General features: G+C 32.1%; 16 protein-coding genes. 14 read left to right on the plus strand and 2 right to left on the minus strand.

Annotated elements, in window-relative coordinates; translation table 11 throughout:
- Positions 1–106 precede the first annotated feature (106 nt).
- The 4 genes from ACY1IQ_RS05405 to ACY1IQ_RS05420 all read left to right on the plus strand — a co-directional run bounded on the left by ACY1IQ_RS05405 (position 107) and on the right by ACY1IQ_RS05420 (position 3,554).
- Complete coding sequence (locus tag ACY1IQ_RS05405; protein ID WP_461612995.1) at positions 107–784, plus strand: response regulator transcription factor; 678 nt, start codon at positions 107–109, stop codon at positions 782–784.
- Positions 777–1,832, plus strand: coding sequence for a HAMP domain-containing sensor histidine kinase (locus tag ACY1IQ_RS05410; RefSeq protein WP_461612996.1), 1,056 nt, complete (start codon positions 777–779; stop codon positions 1,830–1,832). The genes ACY1IQ_RS05405 and ACY1IQ_RS05410 overlap by 8 nt, the downstream gene beginning before the upstream one ends.
- A 97-nt stretch (positions 1,833–1,929) precedes the next feature.
- Positions 1,930–2,331 (plus strand): Rrf2 family transcriptional regulator, encoded by a 402-nt coding sequence (locus ACY1IQ_RS05415; protein ID WP_461612997.1) that lies wholly within the window; start codon positions 1,930–1,932, stop codon positions 2,329–2,331.
- Between the two features lie 278 nt (positions 2,332–2,609).
- The gene (locus tag ACY1IQ_RS05420; protein WP_461612998.1) at positions 2,610–3,554 is read left to right on the plus strand and encodes a DMT family transporter; all 945 of its coding nucleotides are present in this window, start codon (positions 2,610–2,612) and stop codon (positions 3,552–3,554) included.
- Between the two features lie 231 nt (positions 3,555–3,785).
- On the opposite strand, the gene ACY1IQ_RS05425 is transcribed toward ACY1IQ_RS05420, so the two are convergent.
- Positions 3,786–4,133 carry a GrpB family protein gene (locus tag ACY1IQ_RS05425; RefSeq protein ID WP_461612999.1) on the minus strand — a complete coding sequence of 116 codons (348 nt, stop codon included), beginning with the start codon at positions 4,131–4,133 and terminating at the stop codon, positions 3,786–3,788.
- A gap of 536 nt (positions 4,134–4,669) precedes the next feature.
- Between ACY1IQ_RS05425 and ACY1IQ_RS05430 the strand changes: the two genes are divergently transcribed.
- The 3 genes from ACY1IQ_RS05430 to ACY1IQ_RS05440 all read left to right on the plus strand — a co-directional run bounded on the left by ACY1IQ_RS05430 (position 4,670) and on the right by ACY1IQ_RS05440 (position 6,788).
- Positions 4,670–5,815, plus strand: coding sequence for a C39 family peptidase (locus ACY1IQ_RS05430; RefSeq protein WP_461613000.1), 1,146 nt, complete (start codon positions 4,670–4,672; stop codon positions 5,813–5,815).
- A 12-nt stretch (positions 5,816–5,827) separates the two neighbouring features.
- Entirely contained in the window at positions 5,828–6,262 is a 435-nt protein-coding gene (locus ACY1IQ_RS05435) for a hypothetical protein (RefSeq protein WP_461613001.1), read from the plus strand.
- A 103-nt stretch (positions 6,263–6,365) separates the two neighbouring features.
- Positions 6,366–6,788, plus strand: coding sequence for a hypothetical protein (locus ACY1IQ_RS05440; protein WP_461613002.1), 423 nt, complete (start codon positions 6,366–6,368; stop codon positions 6,786–6,788).
- Between the two features lie 64 nt (positions 6,789–6,852).
- Here ACY1IQ_RS05440 and ACY1IQ_RS05445 read toward each other — a convergent pair whose 3' ends face one another.
- A complete protein-coding gene (locus ACY1IQ_RS05445; RefSeq protein ID WP_461613003.1) occupies positions 6,853–7,557 on the minus strand; it encodes a FadR/GntR family transcriptional regulator in 705 nt (234 codons plus the stop codon).
- Positions 7,558–7,821: 264 nt separating this feature from the next.
- Here ACY1IQ_RS05445 and ACY1IQ_RS05450 point away from each other — a divergent pair, with 264 nt between their 5' ends.
- The 7 genes from ACY1IQ_RS05450 to ACY1IQ_RS05480 all read left to right on the plus strand — a co-directional run bounded on the left by ACY1IQ_RS05450 (position 7,822) and on the right by ACY1IQ_RS05480 (position 17,577).
- The gene (locus tag ACY1IQ_RS05450) at positions 7,822–8,802 is read left to right on the plus strand and encodes a DUF5692 family protein (RefSeq protein WP_461613004.1); all 981 of its coding nucleotides are present in this window, start codon (positions 7,822–7,824) and stop codon (positions 8,800–8,802) included.
- A gap of 23 nt (positions 8,803–8,825) precedes the next feature.
- Positions 8,826–9,497, plus strand: coding sequence for a hydrogenase nickel incorporation protein HypB (hypB, locus tag ACY1IQ_RS05455; RefSeq protein ID WP_461613005.1), 672 nt, complete (start codon positions 8,826–8,828; stop codon positions 9,495–9,497).
- 32 nt (positions 9,498–9,529) lie between these two features.
- Complete coding sequence (locus ACY1IQ_RS05460; protein WP_461613006.1) at positions 9,530–12,214, plus strand: FAD-dependent oxidoreductase; 2,685 nt, start codon at positions 9,530–9,532, stop codon at positions 12,212–12,214.
- Positions 12,215–12,253: 39 nt separating this feature from the next.
- The gene (locus tag ACY1IQ_RS05465; protein WP_454054938.1) at positions 12,254–12,595 is read left to right on the plus strand and encodes a hydrogenase maturation nickel metallochaperone HypA/HybF; all 342 of its coding nucleotides are present in this window, start codon (positions 12,254–12,256) and stop codon (positions 12,593–12,595) included.
- Positions 12,596–13,531: 936 nt separating this feature from the next.
- Positions 13,532–14,791: a cytochrome P450 gene (locus ACY1IQ_RS05470; RefSeq protein ID WP_461613007.1), complete on the plus strand. Its 1,260-nt coding sequence runs from the start codon at positions 13,532–13,534 to the stop codon at positions 14,789–14,791.
- 706 nt (positions 14,792–15,497) lie between these two features.
- On the plus strand, positions 15,498–16,430 hold the full coding sequence (locus ACY1IQ_RS05475) for an NTP transferase domain-containing protein (protein ID WP_461613008.1): 933 nt from the start codon (positions 15,498–15,500) through the stop codon (positions 16,428–16,430).
- Positions 16,431–16,542: 112 nt separating this feature from the next.
- Positions 16,543–17,577 carry an XdhC family protein gene (locus tag ACY1IQ_RS05480; protein ID WP_461613009.1) on the plus strand — a complete coding sequence of 345 codons (1,035 nt, stop codon included), beginning with the start codon at positions 16,543–16,545 and terminating at the stop codon, positions 17,575–17,577.
- Position 17,578 lies beyond the last annotated feature (1 nt).

A 17,578-nucleotide genomic window follows, 5' to 3' on the forward strand; every position in this document is an offset into this window, starting at 1 on the left:
TGAGGTTTTGCTTGAAATTATGAAATATTTTCGAGTTTGACCATGACGAGAGAACAGTTCTGCTATTACTTACCAAAAGCAAAAATGATATAGGAGGAAGGATTTTATGTTCCAGATTTTAGTTGTAGAAGATGATAAAAACACCGCACGACTGATGCAGGCGGTGCTGAAACACGCAGGATATGAAGCGCTTCATGCGGAAAATGGTGTTGCTGCGCTGGAGCTGATGGATACGCAGCATATTGATTTGATTATTCTGGATATTATGATGCCGGAAATGGACGGGTATGAATTTACCAAACAGCTTCGCAGCTGTAAAGTTAATACACCGATTCTCATGGTAACAGCAAAGCAGTTGCCTGAGGATAAATGTAAGGGGTTTATTGTTGGAACGGATGATTATATGGTAAAGCCTGTCAACGAGGAAGAAATGCTGCTTCGTATCAAGGCATTGCTGCGCCGTGCACAGATTGTAAACGAACGTAAACTGCATATTGGCAAAGTTACACTAGATTACGACTCATTAACAGTTAGCAGAGAGAGGGAAAACCAGACACTGCCCCAAAAGGAGTTTTATCTGCTCTATAAGTTATTGTCTTATCCTGATAAGATTTTTACTCGCATTCAATTGATGGATGAGATATGGGGAATGGAGTCTGAAACGGTAGATACTACAGTAAATGTGCATATTACCCGTCTGCGTAAGCGGTTTGAAAGCTATCCTGAATTTGAAATTGTTGCTATTCGTGGTATTGGATATAAGGCGGTGAAGAAGTGTGAATAAATTTTGTAAAAAGCCAGGGAAGTTTCAGCTAGCGATGGTGTTTGCAGCTATTATTTTTATAATTATGTTATTGTCGACATCATTTCTAGTTGTAGTGTTTTTGATACTTAGCCATACTGGCTTGTATAATCCGAATCTTTCACGAGAGCCTATCATGCCGTTTTTGGGTTTTGCGATGATCAGTGTGCTTGTAGGAACAATCATTGCGATGATTTTCAGTCGTATTCCCCTTACTCCTTTGCGTGTAATTATTTCAGCAGTTGACAGATTGGCTGAGGGGGATTTCAGCGCGCGGATTCATCTAAAAGGGGCGGACGAATTACAAAAGCTGAACATAAGTTTCAACCATATGGCAGAAGAACTGGGAAGCATAGAAATGTTACGCTCTGATTTTGTCAATAATTTTTCCCATGAATTCAAAACGCCCATCGTTTCTGTACGGGGCTTTGCAAAAATGCTGAAATATGATGACCTTTCCAAAGAGGAGAGGGATGAATATCTTGATATTATCATCAGTGAATCAGATCGTCTTGCTGACCTCGCCACCAATGTACTGAATCTTTCAAAAGTAGAAAATCAAACAATCGTAACAGACAAAGTTTGTTATAATGTTAGCGAACAAGTCCGCAGAGTGGTTGCATTGTTGGAAAGCAAATGGACAAAGAAGAATATTGAAATTTCTTTTGATTGCGATGAAATTTTTCTGTATGGAAATGAAGAATTGCTTAAACAGGTGTGGATTAACTTAATTGATAATGCCATTAAATTTTCACCGGAAAATTCAACTATCGATATTTGTATTATTAATAAGCAAGGGAATATTATCTTCACTATTTCTGATCAGGGAAGCGGTATGAACTCAGAAACGGCAGCGCGCATTTTTGATAAATTTTATCAGGGCGATGCCTCTCATGCAACAAAAGGTAACGGTATCGGTTTGACGCTTGTCAAGAAAATTGTTGAACTCCATGATGGAAATATACAGGTTGTAAAAACAGATAAAAGTGGAACAACTTTTGAAGTGTATTTATCTTCAAACTTACATTAAATAAATAGAAAATAAAGCAAAAAAACTATTTGACAAAGTAAGATTATTAAGGTTATTATAGATATATAAAGTCTTTAATTGGAGGTGATCATGCGTTATGAAGTATTCAAAAGCTACAAATTATGCTCTTCATACCATGCTTTTTCTTGCAATGGACACACCAAATAAACTTGTGAGTGTACAGGAGTTAGCAGAAAAACAAAAAGTTTCTCCAACGTACTTGTCCAAAATACTGACCAAGTTAGTTAAGGAAGGAATGATCAATTCTTCTTCAGGTGTCAACGGAGGTTATTCTCTTAGTGAAAATTGGGAAGATATTTCATTCTTGGACATTATACATGCTATTGAAGGTAAATCATCTTTATTTGATTGCTGTTTAGAATCTCATTCAGAATGTGTTATAAAGAAAGTAATGCTTTCGGCGGAAGAAAAAATGGAGGAAGAGTTAAAGAATAGAAAAATATCAGATCTTGTTAAGAAAATATCTGTGGATTCATAATCCACTCTTATTTTTTACCTAATTACAGATATAAAGAGTCTTTAAAGTCTTTAATTATAAATTTGATTGATTATTGGTATGGATAAATATTAAATCAATTGAGTTAAATATCTTTTATCGATTCTAAATATAAGGCAATATTACGGAAAATCTATTCAACTGTTCCTATTGCGATAGTTAGATAAAAAGATTGATCTTTGATTGTTATTTCAGAAAATAATTTTAATCGTATCATTACAATTTAAAAATAAAAGTAATAAATAAAAGGAGGCAAGCTTATGCAAATCACACTTTACTTAATTATGGGTATAATTATAGGGATGTTTTTCCCTATTCAGGCATCTATAAGTGCTCGTTTAAGCTCTTATTCAAAAACACCTTTAACAGCTTCATTTATCGCATTTTCTTTAGGAACAGTAATACTGCTGGTTATAAATTTAATCATAGATCCTATAGGAATTACAGTTGGAATTGATTTTTCATATCCATTGTATGTTTTTATCGGTGGAGCAATAACTGGTGTTGGTTTTAATGTGGCTAATATCATTCTTTTTTCAAAACTTGGTGCTTCAGTTACAACGCTAGTAACCGTAACTGGGCAAATGATTGTAGGAATCCTAATCGATCACTTTGGGTGGTTCGGTGTACAAGCTAATCCGGTTAGCATTACTAGAACACTAGGGGTTGTTATTATGATTTTCGCCATTTCATTGGTTCAACCTAAAAAGAGAAAAGATTTAACTATGGCGTCACAAGAAGAAAAGAAGGATGGTAAAATTATTTGGATAATTTTAGGACTTTTAGCTGGATTTTTACCACCATTGCAAACTGCCATTAATGGAAAACTTCGTGTTGCAACCAGTTCTATTTTAGGGGCTACCTTTATTTCTTTTTTCGTTGGCACCATTATCTTGGCTACTTTGATATTGATTACTCAAAGTCGCTTAGAGTTTCCTATGTATGACACTGAAAAAAAGCGTATTCCTATTTGGACATATATGGGCGGTATCTTTGGCATATTTATTCTAACAGGCAACATTGTCTTGTTACCTGTACTTGGATCGGTTCTAACTACTATGATTTTCCTATTGGGTCAAATGATTATGGCATTAATAATTGATCAGTTTGGAATGTTTAATTTACAAAAAAGAAAAATTGATAGTAGAAGAATTGCTACTCTAGTATTGATGATGATTGGAATCATATTTGTTAAATTCTTATAATCTTACATTTAATACTAAGCATATGCTTAATATATTTGAAAAGCTACCAAGTTGTACTAACTTGGTAATTTTTTCTTAAAGCTATTATAGTTAAGATATTTATTTTTATAAAAAACTATAATAATAAAGGTCTTTTTTATATTTACTAGCTAATTCAAACTTTAGATTAAAATATTTATCTCTATAGTAAGAATAATTATTCATAAAATCTCTAAATAAAATTAAGTTTTCTCAATTTTTATCCCCATATTCAACAATATGAAGATTATGAGTATTAATGCCATCATTACATTTCCAAAAGAAAAACCTATTATTCATTCCTAATGAACCCTTAAAATGGTAACTTATAGACTTTATGTCATCTATTAATTGAAAGCTTCTATTTAAATCTATTATTGCTACAGCAATATCAATAATAAGCTTAGATGGCATATCAATAATTGATGTACTTCCAACATGCTGAATGTCAACAAGGTACTCTTTGGTACAGTTATATAGGTTAGCTTTTTCTTTCTCAAAGTATAATTTCCATTCTTCTGAATAGGGGCATAATGTTACTGAATCTCTAGGTATCCCCAACACATAAACTTACCTCCTCAAACTTCAAATATAAAACAATTACGCATATAATTATCTATTGTTTTCATAAGTATATTCCATTGTGGGATATATTTGTATATATCCGAAATTTTTTAAATCTAATATATTAATTTAAACTTTTATTTATTAAATGGAAAATTATATATGCAAATAAAGTAATAAAATCTTAAATTTTAAACTCATATCTGCATAATAATTGCTTTAATGTTGCAAGAATTGTATTTTTCTATTTAATTTAACATAATTATATTGTATAATAAAAATATTCTATTAAATGTAAATATTGGATATGAAGTTATTTAAATTTTTAATAACTAGTATTTAAGTATTTATATGAATCTAGAATATTGGAAATAAGCATTTCAGAGCTCAAGGAGGTGTAATAATGAGGTTTATCAAAAATGCTGTTTTAATTTTATCAGATGAGTTAATATTTGTTTTATTACATATTTAGACATTTAAAGTATATTTATATGATATATGTAAACCATATCATATTTAGACGGAGGAATAAGATGAAAAACATATTTAAAATAATAACATCACTTTTTATAATATTAACAATATCAGCTAATATTTCCTATGCAAGTGATTTCCCAGAAAGTAATAATTATGATAATTTTATAATTGAATTCATAGAAGAAACAAAAGGTAATTTTGATGATTGTACTTGGAACAATGGCTTTAATATTGATAACATAATAGAACTTTATGGTTTAGATGAGAACATAAGTGGATATATTTATGAGATTTCTTCCAATCAAAATAAAGCAGGCTTTGTAGAAATCAATATTATAACTGGACAACCTATAGTTACAGGTTTTGCATTTAACGATGAGCATGCTATTAATAAAATGTTAGATAGTAGTAAAATAAATCAAATAAATGATAAAATTTATGATATGGGTAATTATAATTATTTGGTTAAGGAGCGTAATACTGCTTTAAATGAAAGTGATACACTATATAACTTAAGAACTGGAGAAAAGGTAGAATCATTTATAGAACTTAAAAAACAATATAATGAATTATTACAGACAAAGAAAAATAATCTAAAAAATGAACTTAGCCAAACAAATTATAGAACAACAGCAACAGCAACAGAAGTAAAAAAATATGTAACAAATGCCAATTATGATATTCTTGTAGAAATGAAAGATTTTAGGGGATTATATATAGGCTCTTGGAAAGTGAATAATCATTGTGGGCCTACATCTGCCACTAATATTGTTAAATATTGGGCGAAAAAAAGAGGAGTAAGTAATTTGTATTATAGCGATGATGTATGGGTATTTAAATCTTTATGTGTAAATATGAAAACTAATATTAATAATACTACATCTATCAACAATGCATATGATGGGCTTTGGAGTTATGCTCAAGATACTAGAGGGGTAACACCAAGAAGCGGGGATATAGATATATATCCAGATTATTCAAAAACAAAATCTTTAATCGATAAAAACTTTCCTTTTATGATAGGATTAAAAGATTATGATGGAACTGTAGGTGGACACATTGCAACATGTTTTGGGTATTATGAAAATAATGGGATTAATTATTTAATAATTAATGATGGTTGGAGTAAAACTTGGACATTTCGCCCATTCAACTCTCTAAACATAATTTTTTATTCATATGCTGAATGGACTGGAAAATAGGGGGAAAAGGGTATGAAGAAAAAAATAGGGTTAATTTTAGCTTTAATAATAGCTGTTATTTTTCTATCTGTTAAACTATATCCAGTAGTTTTCTATGTAAATATGGAACATGAACTAGGAGTCAAATTTTCTGAAATTGACAAAATTACATTATGTAATGGTTCAACTGGTAAAAGTATTGAGATATTAGAAAAAAATGAGATAGATGAGATATTATCTAAATATAAGAATACAAAAGTAAAGAAAGAATTAAATCAAGAACCAAGGTTTGGTTTTTCCCTAGGCATCACTTTGTATAAAAATGATCAAAGGGTAGGCTATATCGATTCTCATGATAATTATGCACACATTTCTAGAAAAAATAGTGAAGTAAAATATTATACTGCTATAGATGCACCAAGTTTTGAAGCAATTGAAGAAATTGAAGAAAAATATAATTTAGATTAAGAAGTAGAATAAGTAAATCATATATTTTTTAAATATAGCTATGTATTCACATGTTAAATTGAATAAACAATAAGGAGAAAAGGGTACGAAGAAAAAAATAGGGTTGATTTTAACTTTAATAATAGCTGTTATTTTTCTATCTGTTAAACTATATCCAATAGTTTTCTACATGAGTATGGAACATGAACTAGGAGTTAAATTTTCTGAAATTGACAAAATTACATTATGTAATGGTTCAACTGGTAAAAGTGCTGAAATATTAGAAAAGAGTGAGATAGATGAGATATTATTCAAATATAAAAATACAAAAGTAAAGAAAAATTTGGATCAAAAACTAAGGGAGGGTTCTTCTCTAGGCGTCGCTTTGTATAAAAATGATCAAAAGGTAGGCTATATCGATTCTTATGATAGTGGTGCAAAAATTTCTAGAAAAAATAGAAGATTAAAATATTATACTGCTATAGATGCACCAAGTTTTGAAGTAATTGAAGAAATTGAAAAAAAGTATAATTTGAATAAGAAGTAGAATAAAGGAATGAATATTGCTTTGCGATATTCATTCCTTTAATTTTATAGACTGATTTTTATGCTTAATAATAAATTTGCCTGCTGCCATTGATGGTATCATTGATGGAGGTGGTCAGCCATTTCACAGCTTTCATCGTGTCTCTCTGTTCAATGTAATCACACAAAACAGCTGTGTTTTTGTGTAAAGATTCTAGGCCGTATAACCTACAAAAACGTTCCCATAATGATAAAATAGGAACTTTAAATGAGAAGAAAATTAGAGGCATCAGTGTGTTTCCAGAAAGAAAGGCAAGCTCATGCTGAAAACGAAAGGCTAGTTCAGAAGCCGCCTCTGGAGATTCTGCCTCTCCCATTTGTTTTACATATCCTTTTAATATTGCAATTTCATCATCTGTAATCTTAGGAATACATAATTCTACTGCAAGACAGTCAAATGCAATTCTAAGCTCCAGAATAGAACGTATTTCTGCCTCTCTTAATATTCCACCATTATAATTCATAATGGAAATTAAAGTTTCTAAAGTTCCATTTCTACGATAATCAGCTACAAAGGTACCCACTCTTGGCTTAACTAGTAAAAAGCCTTTTCTTGCCAGTTCGGAAATACCAGCATTGACTACAGCTCTGCTGACTTGCATGGATTCAGCAAGTTCTCTTTCTGAAGGAAGCTTTTTTCCTATGGACAATTTGCCAGATAGAATCATAATCTCCAGTTCCTTAATAAATAATTCTTTTAACGATGGTGAACTCAATTTTTTAAACTCCATATGGTTTTATCACTCCTTTAAACTGGTTGTGGTATGTACAGAAACCAATAATAATTATAAGGTAATATTATTAAATAAACAAGAAAAAAATAGAAAAAAAGGATTAAAAACCATGTAAAATATTGCATATAGAGCATAATTATGTTAACATTTTATCAAAGCTATACCTGTTATACTGGTATGACCAGAGAAGTGGATATCATAAAATGGACAGTTCACTATCCTAGAATAGCGAAACTGGAGTAAATAAGGAGGAGATTTGGAATGTTTGTATTCAATTATGAAGGCGGTGCATCCGCAATTTCTGTGTGGCTTGTTTGGATATTAGTATTTGTTCTATTATTTGCTTTAAATGAAGTAACAAGAAGATCCAAGAAAGCAGGATTTTTATGTTTCATTATTATGCCTATTATACTTTCTGTTCTCTGGTTTACAGTATTGAGTGATACTACCTATACCGACTGGTTCCATCTTGCTAAGGTATATTCTTCTACTGCAGGTTGTATTGGCTTTTGGTGTATTCGTCATTTACATGGGAAAAATAAGAACACCGGGAAAGAATGGCGTCTTTCTGACAGTCGTTTTGCCCTTTGCTTCCCACCATTGATTCTTGCAATTAATATATGTGAAGCAGTAGTTCGTGACATCGAAGTAGGACTTAATTATGCACAAGGTGGATTTCTTGCTGATGAAGCAATGTATGTACTTGGAGGTCCATGGAATTTTATGAACGCAGCAGCAGGTATCATAAATATCATCGCTATTACTGGTTGGTTTGGTATATGTATACGTAAGAAAACTGAAAAGGATGGAAGTCAGGATATGTTATGGCCAGATATGATGTGGTTCTGGATTGTAGCCTATGATATTTGGAACTTTGCATACACATATAACTGCTTACCAGGTCATGCATGGTACTGTGGATTTGCGTTACTGTTAGTTCCTACCCTATGTGCATTTACCGTTGGCAAAGGTGCTTGGTTACAACATCGTGCCCACACATTAGCACTGTGGTGTATGTTTGCGCAAACTTTCCCATCATTTATCGATAGTGGAAAATTTGCTGTATCTTCCACATATAATACTACTGCACTAACTATATGGAGTTTTGCAGCATTATTAGTTAATATCGTAGTCTTAGTTTTTATGATTTATAAAACTATAAAAACTAAGAGAAATCCATATAAAGGGGAACTTTATATAGATATGAGTAGATATCAAGAAGTAAAATCATTTGCTGAATAATAAACTATTTGGGGGTTAAAATTATGGATAATTTTAGAGTTCTTGAGATTAAACAAAGTATTTTTGAAGACAATGATCAACAAGCTAGGCTGCTTAGAGAAGATTTGAAAAAGGAGAAAACTTTTCTACTTAATTTAATGTCATCACCAGGTTCTGGTAAAACCTCAACTCTTACAAGAACAATTAATGCTTTAAAGGATGAAATGAATATTGGGGTTATGGAAGCGGATATTGATTCTGATGTTGATGCCCATACTATTTCCGAAACCGGTGTAAAAGTAATTCAACTTCATACAGGTGGTATGTGTCATCTTGACGCAGATATGACAAAGCAAGGATTAATCGGCTTAGGAACTGAAAATATAGATTTTGCTATTTTAGAAAATGTGGGAAATTTGGTATGCCCTGCGGAATTTGATACCGGTGCATCAAAGAATGCAATGATTTTAAGTGTACCTGAGGGTGACGATAAACCGCTAAAATACCCACTAATGTTTTCTATTGTTGATGTTCTCTTGATAAACAAAATAGATGTATTGGAACACTTTAATTTTGATTTAGAAGCATGTAAGGAAAGAGCAAAAAAATTAAATCCAAATATTAAAATTTTTGAAATTTCTGCAAAAACAGGTAAAGGAATTGATGGATGGGTAGATTGGCTACGTACTGAAGTAAAAAATTGGAATGAGAATTAGTATTATCATAATCTCTATTGGGGGTAAATATTATGGCTAAAGAAAAAGTACTTGACCTTGCCAATCATATTAGTAACAAAAAACGGGGCTCAAAAAATGAAATTAAACCAACAGATCCAGAATATATGATTCTTGAACCGGTTGTTACAGAAGAAATGGCAGAAGTAGCACTTTGTATGAAGATACGTAAAAAAACAACTGCAAAAGAGCTTGCTTTACTCTGTGGTAAATCTGTAGAGAAAACCACTAAATTATTATTTGATTTAGCAGTGGCTGGTGTTTGCTTTGTCAATGAAATTGATGGAGTAGATCATTTCTGGTACGACACTTGGGTTCCAGGTATTATGGAAATGATGGTTAACAACAAAGAGAATGTTGCAAAATATCCTCAAATTGCAGAAGCTTTTGAGGCATATGGAAGAGTAAGAGGACCAAAGACCACAGGTAATTTTCCAGTAGGGGTAGGACTTATGCGTGTTATTCCTATAGAAAGGGCTATTGAAGGTGAAACTAGAAGAGCGTCTTACGAGGAAGTTTCTAAATATCTTAATGAAAACGATATCTTCACAGTTTCAGATTGTTCTTGCCGTACAGCAAGAGAAGTTATGGGAGAAGGCTGCGGTCATTTAAAAGAAGATATGTGTATTCAGATGGGGCATGCTGCTGAATACTATATCCGTACAGGTAGAGGTCGTCAAATTACCCGTGAAGAAGCTTTTGAAATTATTAAAAGAGCGGAAGAGAACGGTTTGATGCATCAGATACCAAATTTAGATGGTTCAGGAAAAACTCATGCAATTTGTAACTGCTGCGGATGTTCCTGCCTTTCCTTGAGAACTGCTGAGATGTTTATAAATGCTGACATGGTACGTTCAAACTATGTTTCACATGTAGATAAAGATAAATGTGTTGCCTGTGGAGAATGTGTACAGAATTGTCCAGTTAATGCATTACAATTGGGACAAAAGCTATGTTCTAAAACACCGGTTACTGAATCAATAACAAGAAAAGAAACTCCACGTGATACAGAGTGGGGTCCGGAGAAATGGAATCCAGATTATCGTATTAATAGAAAAAATGTAGTTGATACTGGCACGAGTCCTTGTAAAACAGAATGTCCTGCACATATTGCTATTCAGGGTTATATTAAGTTAGCATCTCAGGGAAAATATACAGAAGCCCTTGAACTTATAAAAAATGAAAATCCATTTCCAGCAGTATGCGGACGTATTTGCCCAAGGAAATGTGAATCTGCTTGTACCAGAGGAGATATTGATGAACCTATTGCTATTGATGACATCAAAAAATTCATTGCACAGCAAGATTTAAATATGGAACGTCGCTATGTACCTAAACGAAGACATGAATATGGCAAAAAAATTGGGGTTATCGGTGCAGGTCCATCCGGTCTTTCTTGTGCTTACTATTTAGCTATTGATGGTTATAAGGTAACAGTATTTGAAAAACAAAATGAACTTGGAGGAATGTTAACACTTGGAATTCCATCCTTTAGGCTAGAAAAAGATGTAATTAATGCAGAAATTGATATTTTGAGAGAATTAGATGTTGAATTTAAAACAGGTATTGAAGTTGGTGTGGACATAACTATTAGTGAATTGAGAAATCAAGGATATGAAGCCTTCTACCTCGCAATTGGTGCTCAATCAGGAAGAAAAATTGGTATTGAAGGTGAAGATGCACAAGGTGTTATTACAGGTATTGATTTCTTACGGAATGTAAATTTAGGTGACAACTCCAAACTTGAAGGAAAGGTAGTTGTAATTGGTGGAGGCAATGTTGCTATCGACGTTGCAAGAACTGCTGTAAGAGTTGATGCTTCAAAAGTAGATATGTTCTGCCTTGAAAGTCGTGAAGAAATGCCAGCTCTTGAAGAAGAGATTGAAGAAGCTTTATCTGAAAATATTACAATAAATAATTCTTGGGGGCCAAAGTCTATTATTACAGAAAATGGACGTGTTATTGGTATAGAGTTTAAAAAGTGCATTTCTGTTTTCGATAAAAATAGAAAGTTCAATCCTCAATATGACGAAAATAATACAATAATTGTTGATGCAGATCATGTATTGCTTTCAGTAGGCCAGGCAATGGAATGGGGTAACTTGATTACAGACAGCAAAATTGAATTAAATCCTAATAAGACAATCAAAGCTGATTCTGTTACATTACAGACAGGAGAGCCAGATATATTTGCTGGAGGAGATGTATTTACAGGTCCTAGATTTGCTATCGATGCTATTGCTTTAGGTAAAGAAGGGGCTATTTCAATTCATCGTTATGTCCATAAAGGACAGAGTTTAATTATTGGTCGTGACAGAAAAGAATATCATTCATTAAATAAGGAAGAGGCTATATTTGATGGATATGATACTATTCCAAGACAGAAAGCAAGTCATGAAAATGAAAATAAATCTAAAAAAACCTTCAAGGATTTACGTGGTACTTTTACAGAAGAGCAGATGAAAAAGGAAACAGAACGATGCCTTGGTTGCGGTGCTACTGTTGTAGATGAATTCCTCTGTGTAGGATGTGGCCAATGTACAACTAAATGTAAGTTTGATGCTATTTCACTTGTTAGAAAATATGATGGTGAAGGTGTAGCCTATGAAGATATGAAACCGGTAGTTGTTAAACAACTTCTTAAACGTAAAGGAAAAATTGCAGTTAAAAAGGTTAAGAATTTATTTGTGAATAACTAAGCGGAAGGCTTTTACCATTGAAAAGGATAGGTGATTAATTTGCATGAATTAGGTGTTGTAATTGAGGTTGTTAGGGTAGTAGAGAAAATTGCAAAAGAAAATCAATTAGCTAAAATTGATACATTGGTACTGCAAATCGGAGAGCTTTCATCAATGATTCCTATGTATATAGAGCAATGTTATCCCGCAGCAGTTGATGGTACAATATTAGAAGACACAAAATTAGAAATTGAGATATTACCAGGCAATGCTCTTTGCAAAGATTGTAACAAAGTTTTTAACCTTATTCAAAACCATAAAAAATGTCCAAACTGCGGAAGTATTCACTGGGAAATATTAAGTGGAAGAGAATTTTTTATTAAAGAAGTAATAGCCTGCTAAAATAAAAATTAGAAGACCTCTTTTAGTTATTATAATGACTAAAGGAGGTCTTTAAATTCTTCTTAACGATATCTGTAGTGTCAGAACTCAAATATAATATTTGCAAGATAAGAAGCTTTACTTAAACTTAATGATATGAACCCTATATAGATATACCAGTTCTAAATTTAATTTATCTCTAAAAATAGTTCGCATTTTTTGGTATTATATTTGAAACTATTGAATTCAAAATTCACAGTTCACAATTCACAATTATGGATATTTCTCAGTAGTAACTGAGAAATTTAGAAGTGATTATATTTGAAGTTACGCAGTAACTTATTATAAAGAGACTAGCAAATATAGTCTCTCCTTAGTGCTAGTTAAATTTATTAGTGTTGTTCCAAACTATACCTGCCTTAGGGGAACCCTAAAGGGTTTCACTACTGTTCCCCAGAGGTGGAGAATTAGCAATTCTATTGCTAGCTAAAAAATCCATTAAAGAAATTATTTTGATCAAAAATAATTTCAACCTTAATTGTGAATTGTGAATTGTGAATTGAAATGCTCAAAGGTGTAGTTATATTTAGCTATATATTAATTTTTAAGGTAGTTTATCTATATATTGCTATTTGCTTATTCTATACTATTAATAATTTTTGCTATAACATGAAATATTGTTTTTAATTATATAGATTCATTAAGCTCATTTGTATAGAAATACTTTTTTTACACATAATAGATTTCATGTAAAAGAATATATAAGAAAGAAGTCTTCAAAATAGAGTTGGAGCAATTTAAATGTGTAATATATTTACTTATTTGTAAGTGGTAGTTTTTTAATGTTCATGAATAAGACATAAGAATGGTATTTATTTTTATATCTAAAAAGTTATATTTCAATACTTAAAGTATATGCTGATTTTACAATTATAGTAAAAAGGAGAATATAGGTGTATGTTAATTAAGGACTATATCGCACAGGATAAAAGCATTGACAACACTCACGCTTTGTTGCAGGAAGGATATTTGTTTATCAAAAATAGAGTTGATAAGTATCAATCTGACATGTTTGAAACTCGCTTATTAGGACAAAAGGTAATTTGCATGACTGGTAAGCAAGCAGCAGAGTTATTTTATGATCAAGAACGGTTTCAGCGAAGTGGTGCAGCACCTAAGCGGATACAAAAAACACTGTTTGGAGAGAATGCAATCCAGACTATGGATGGACAAACACATATTCATCGAAAGAATCTTTTCATGTCACTTATGACCCCGCCACATCAAGAGAAATTAGCTGAACTTGTAATGGAGAAATGGGAAACTGCTATAGGTAAATGGCAAGTTAGCAAGAAGATTGTGCTTTTTGATGAAGCAAAAGAAATTTTATGCCAGGTAGCATGTCAGTGGGCAGGAGTTCCACTACATGAATCAGAAATAAAGAATCGGGCAGAGGACTTTAGTTCAATGGTTGATGCCTTAGGGGCGGTTGGACCACGGTACTGGAAAGGGAAAATGGCAAGATATAGAACTGAAAAGTGGATACAGGGGATTATCGAAGATGTTCGCTCTGGTAGAGTGGAAGCTGAAGAATGTTCAGCATTATACGCTATGGCTTTTCATAAGGAGCTTGATGGTAGTCAGATGGATACTCAAATGGCGGCTATAGAACTTATTAATGTATTACGACCCATTGTTGCTATTTCAACCTTTATTACCTTTGCAACCTTAGCTTTATATGAGCATCCAGAATGTAAAGAAAAGTTGCGTTCTGGTGACAATAACTATCTTGAAATGTTTGTGCAAGAAGTCCGCAGGTACTATCCTTTCGGTCCTTTTATTGGTGCAAGAGTGCGAAAGGATTTTATATTAAATGAATACGAATTTAAAAAAGGAATGCTCGTGATACTTGATATGTACGGTACTAACCATGATTCACGTATATGGGAAAAACCTGATGAATTTAATCCAGAGCGGTTTAAAGAGTGGAAAGGAAGTTTATTTGATTTTATCCCTCAAGGTGGAGGTGACCCTTCTAAGACACACCGTTGCCCAGGCGAGGGTATTACCATAGAAATTATGAAAGGAAGCTTGGATTTCCTTGTTAACAAAATTGAGTTTGAAGTCTTAGAGCAGGATTTAAACTATAGTCTGGTAAGAATACCTACATTGCCGAAAAGTGGATTTATCATAAGTAATATTAAAAGAAAGTTTTAAAATGTGAGTATATAATTTTCAATTGTTTAAGTTTGCGACGTGACATATATTTAAATGTGTCATACGTCATTAAAGAGAAAAATTTAATAATTAACTTTAAAACACATCCAAATATTGCAATAAGTTGGATGTGTTTTTTATGCAATAAAACAAATTTAGTTTAAAATAAAAATTGAAAATTTATATATATTTTTTATATCTAATTTACTTTAAAATACACACATAAAAGACATATCTTATAAATATAAACTAAAAATATACTCTTTAATATGTTAGTTAATAAGGAATGATGAAATGATAAGGATAGAAAATGAATATTAGGACGCAAGTAATGGAGGTTTATTCACATTCTTTTGTATCATTTTAGAATTGATGCGAGTAAATTAAGACTAATATTAGAAAGTGGAAATATAAGTGAATAATTATTAGAAAGAGTATTTACAATCTTCTGACAAAGGAGTATGATGTGTCTATAATAGTTGATGTAATGTAGACATACTTTCTACATGATTAGGAAATATAGATGAATGATTGAGTTAAAACTTACAACAAATAGCTTAGTTTCACTAGCTAATTCAAAATTTTATGAAAATAATTTATTCGTTATAGGTATTAATGATAAATTGTACTTGAGGCAGTTTAAATTTATATCAATAAGAATGGTCACAGGGGAAAACTTCTCTGTGTATTAGAATGAGGGGGTATTATGAAGGGAGCAATAATTGTAGCAGCAGGCATGTCATCTAGAATGGGTGAGTTTAAGCCCATGCTACCGGTAGGCTCTATTACAATGATTGAACGGATTATTCATACAGTGGAAGCAGCTGGTGTAGAGTATATTGTGGTTATCACCGGAAATAATGCCGAACAGCTGGAAAATAAACTTCGTCATATGGGAATAATCTTTTTAAGAAATGAAGATTATGCTCATACGGACATGTTTGAATCAGCCAAAATTGGATTAGAACATTTGAAAGACAAATGTGAAAAGATTATTTTTACTCCAGTGGATATTCCTCTATTTACTGTTGAAACTGTAAGATTGCTATTACAATCAGATGCCATGGTTGCAATACCTGTTTTCCAAGGGAGGAATGGTCATCCAATTCTATTGAATTGTAAAGTTTTAGATAACATTTTATCTTACCAGGGACAAGGTGGTCTTAGAAAAGCCATTAAGAATTGTGGTTATAATAAGACATTAATTAAGGTAGATGATAGAGGAGTTTTAATGGATGCAGATACCAAAGAAGATTATGAAGAGACATTAAAATCTCACACAAATCAGCTTTTTAGAGCACAGATAAAAATAAGGTTAGCGAAAGAAACACCATTTTTTGATTCTAGTTCTGCTAGTTTAATGAAACAGATTCAATATACTGGTTCGGTACGGTATGCTTGTCAGAACCTAAATCTATCTTACAGTAAAAGTTGGAATATGATAAAAAACATGGAGAGGGAGTTAGGGTTTAAGGTAGTAAATAGACAACAAGGTGGTATAGGCGGAGGATACACTACTTTAACAGAGAAAGGATCAAAACTTTTAGAACGCTATGAGTGCTTTGAGAAAGAGATTAATGAAATTGTTGATGAAAAGTTCAGAGAATATTTTATGGAAGATATTTTAAAAAAAACGTAATAAAATAATAAAGCAAATTTTTTTAAAAGCGAGTTGTATTGAAAAACAATTCGATATTTTACTATGAAAATGAAATATTTTTAGAACAAAATATGATAAGGAGTAATCAGAGATGAATAAAAACATCTATGTACAAGTTCAAGAGGCTTTACAAAAGGGACAAAGAGTAAATATTGTGACAACCTTTTCAGGACAAGAAGGCAGAATTCATGATGACCTATCAAAAAAGCTTATATTAGATGAGACAACAGGAGAATCTATCATAAAACCTGTTGCTCTTAAAGAAGATAAAAGTATATCTTTTTATGAACCCATTGCTTTAAAGGATAGACTGATTATATTTGGAGGCGGTCATGTTGCACTACCTTTATGCGAATTTGCATCTAAGACAGGCTTTCATGTAACTGTGATAGACGATAGGCCAGAATTTGCAAATCATCTACGATTTCCATGGGCTAGTGAAGTAATTTGTGAGGGTTTTAAAGCTGCATTAAAAAAGTTATCTATAAAAGATACAGATTATATTACCGTTATAACCAGAGGACACCGTTATGATGCAGATTGTTTGAGATATATATTGGGACATGCTCAACCATTTTATCTAGGGATGATAGGATCAAAAAGAAGAGTAAAAGGCCTTTTTCAGATTTTAGAAGAAGAGGGATATGACAGAGATAAAATTGATGAGATTTGTTCACCTATTGGACTGGATATTGGAGCTGTTCTTCCAGAAGAGATTGCTGTGTCAATTTTAGCAGAATTAATTTCATATAAACGAGGAAGCAATATTCGAAGAAGTAATGGAAATTTGAAAAAGAATGTTGTTAACTCTGACTTAGATTCTGATGTTATCACATATTTAGCTTCATTAAAAGAACCTGCAGCTATTGTAACCGTAATGAGTACAAAAGGGTCTACTCCAAGAAGTATAGGTGCTAAGATGGCTGTTAATTCATATGGAAAAATATATGGAAGTATTGGTGGAGGATGTGCTGAAAAAGACATTATAAATATAGCAATTCAACTTATAGGAACAGGAAGATATCAAGTGGTACATCAAGATTTAACAGGAGAAATTGCTGAAAACGAAGGCATGGTCTGCGGAGGAACCATGGATATTCTTATAGAAGATTTTAATATTAATTGAT

The organism is Clostridium sp. Marseille-QA1073, from assembly GCF_054863625.1.

Coding starts and splice junctions, on each gene's coding strand:
- ACY1IQ_RS05430 (WP_461613000.1), top strand. CDS start 4,670: ATGAAAAACATATTTAAAATAATAACATCACTTTTTATAATATTAACA.
- ACY1IQ_RS05435 (WP_461613001.1), top strand. CDS start 5,828: ATGAAGAAAAAAATAGGGTTAATTTTAGCTTTAATAATAGCTGTTATT.
- hypB (WP_461613005.1), top strand. CDS start 8,826: ATGGATAATTTTAGAGTTCTTGAGATTAAACAAAGTATTTTTGAAGAC.
- ACY1IQ_RS05405 (WP_461612995.1), top strand. CDS start 107: ATGTTCCAGATTTTAGTTGTAGAAGATGATAAAAACACCGCACGACTG.
- ACY1IQ_RS05415 (WP_461612997.1), top strand. CDS start 1,930: ATGAAGTATTCAAAAGCTACAAATTATGCTCTTCATACCATGCTTTTT.
- ACY1IQ_RS05475 (WP_461613008.1), top strand. CDS start 15,498: ATGAAGGGAGCAATAATTGTAGCAGCAGGCATGTCATCTAGAATGGGT.
- ACY1IQ_RS05460 (WP_461613006.1), top strand. CDS start 9,530: ATGGCTAAAGAAAAAGTACTTGACCTTGCCAATCATATTAGTAACAAA.
- ACY1IQ_RS05450 (WP_461613004.1), top strand. CDS start 7,822: ATGTTTGTATTCAATTATGAAGGCGGTGCATCCGCAATTTCTGTGTGG.
- ACY1IQ_RS05480 (WP_461613009.1), top strand. CDS start 16,543: ATGAATAAAAACATCTATGTACAAGTTCAAGAGGCTTTACAAAAGGGA.
- ACY1IQ_RS05420 (WP_461612998.1), top strand. CDS start 2,610: ATGCAAATCACACTTTACTTAATTATGGGTATAATTATAGGGATGTTT.
- ACY1IQ_RS05470 (WP_461613007.1), top strand. CDS start 13,532: ATGTTAATTAAGGACTATATCGCACAGGATAAAAGCATTGACAACACT.
- ACY1IQ_RS05445 (WP_461613003.1), bottom strand. CDS start 7,557: ATGGAGTTTAAAAAATTGAGTTCACCATCGTTAAAAGAATTATTTATT.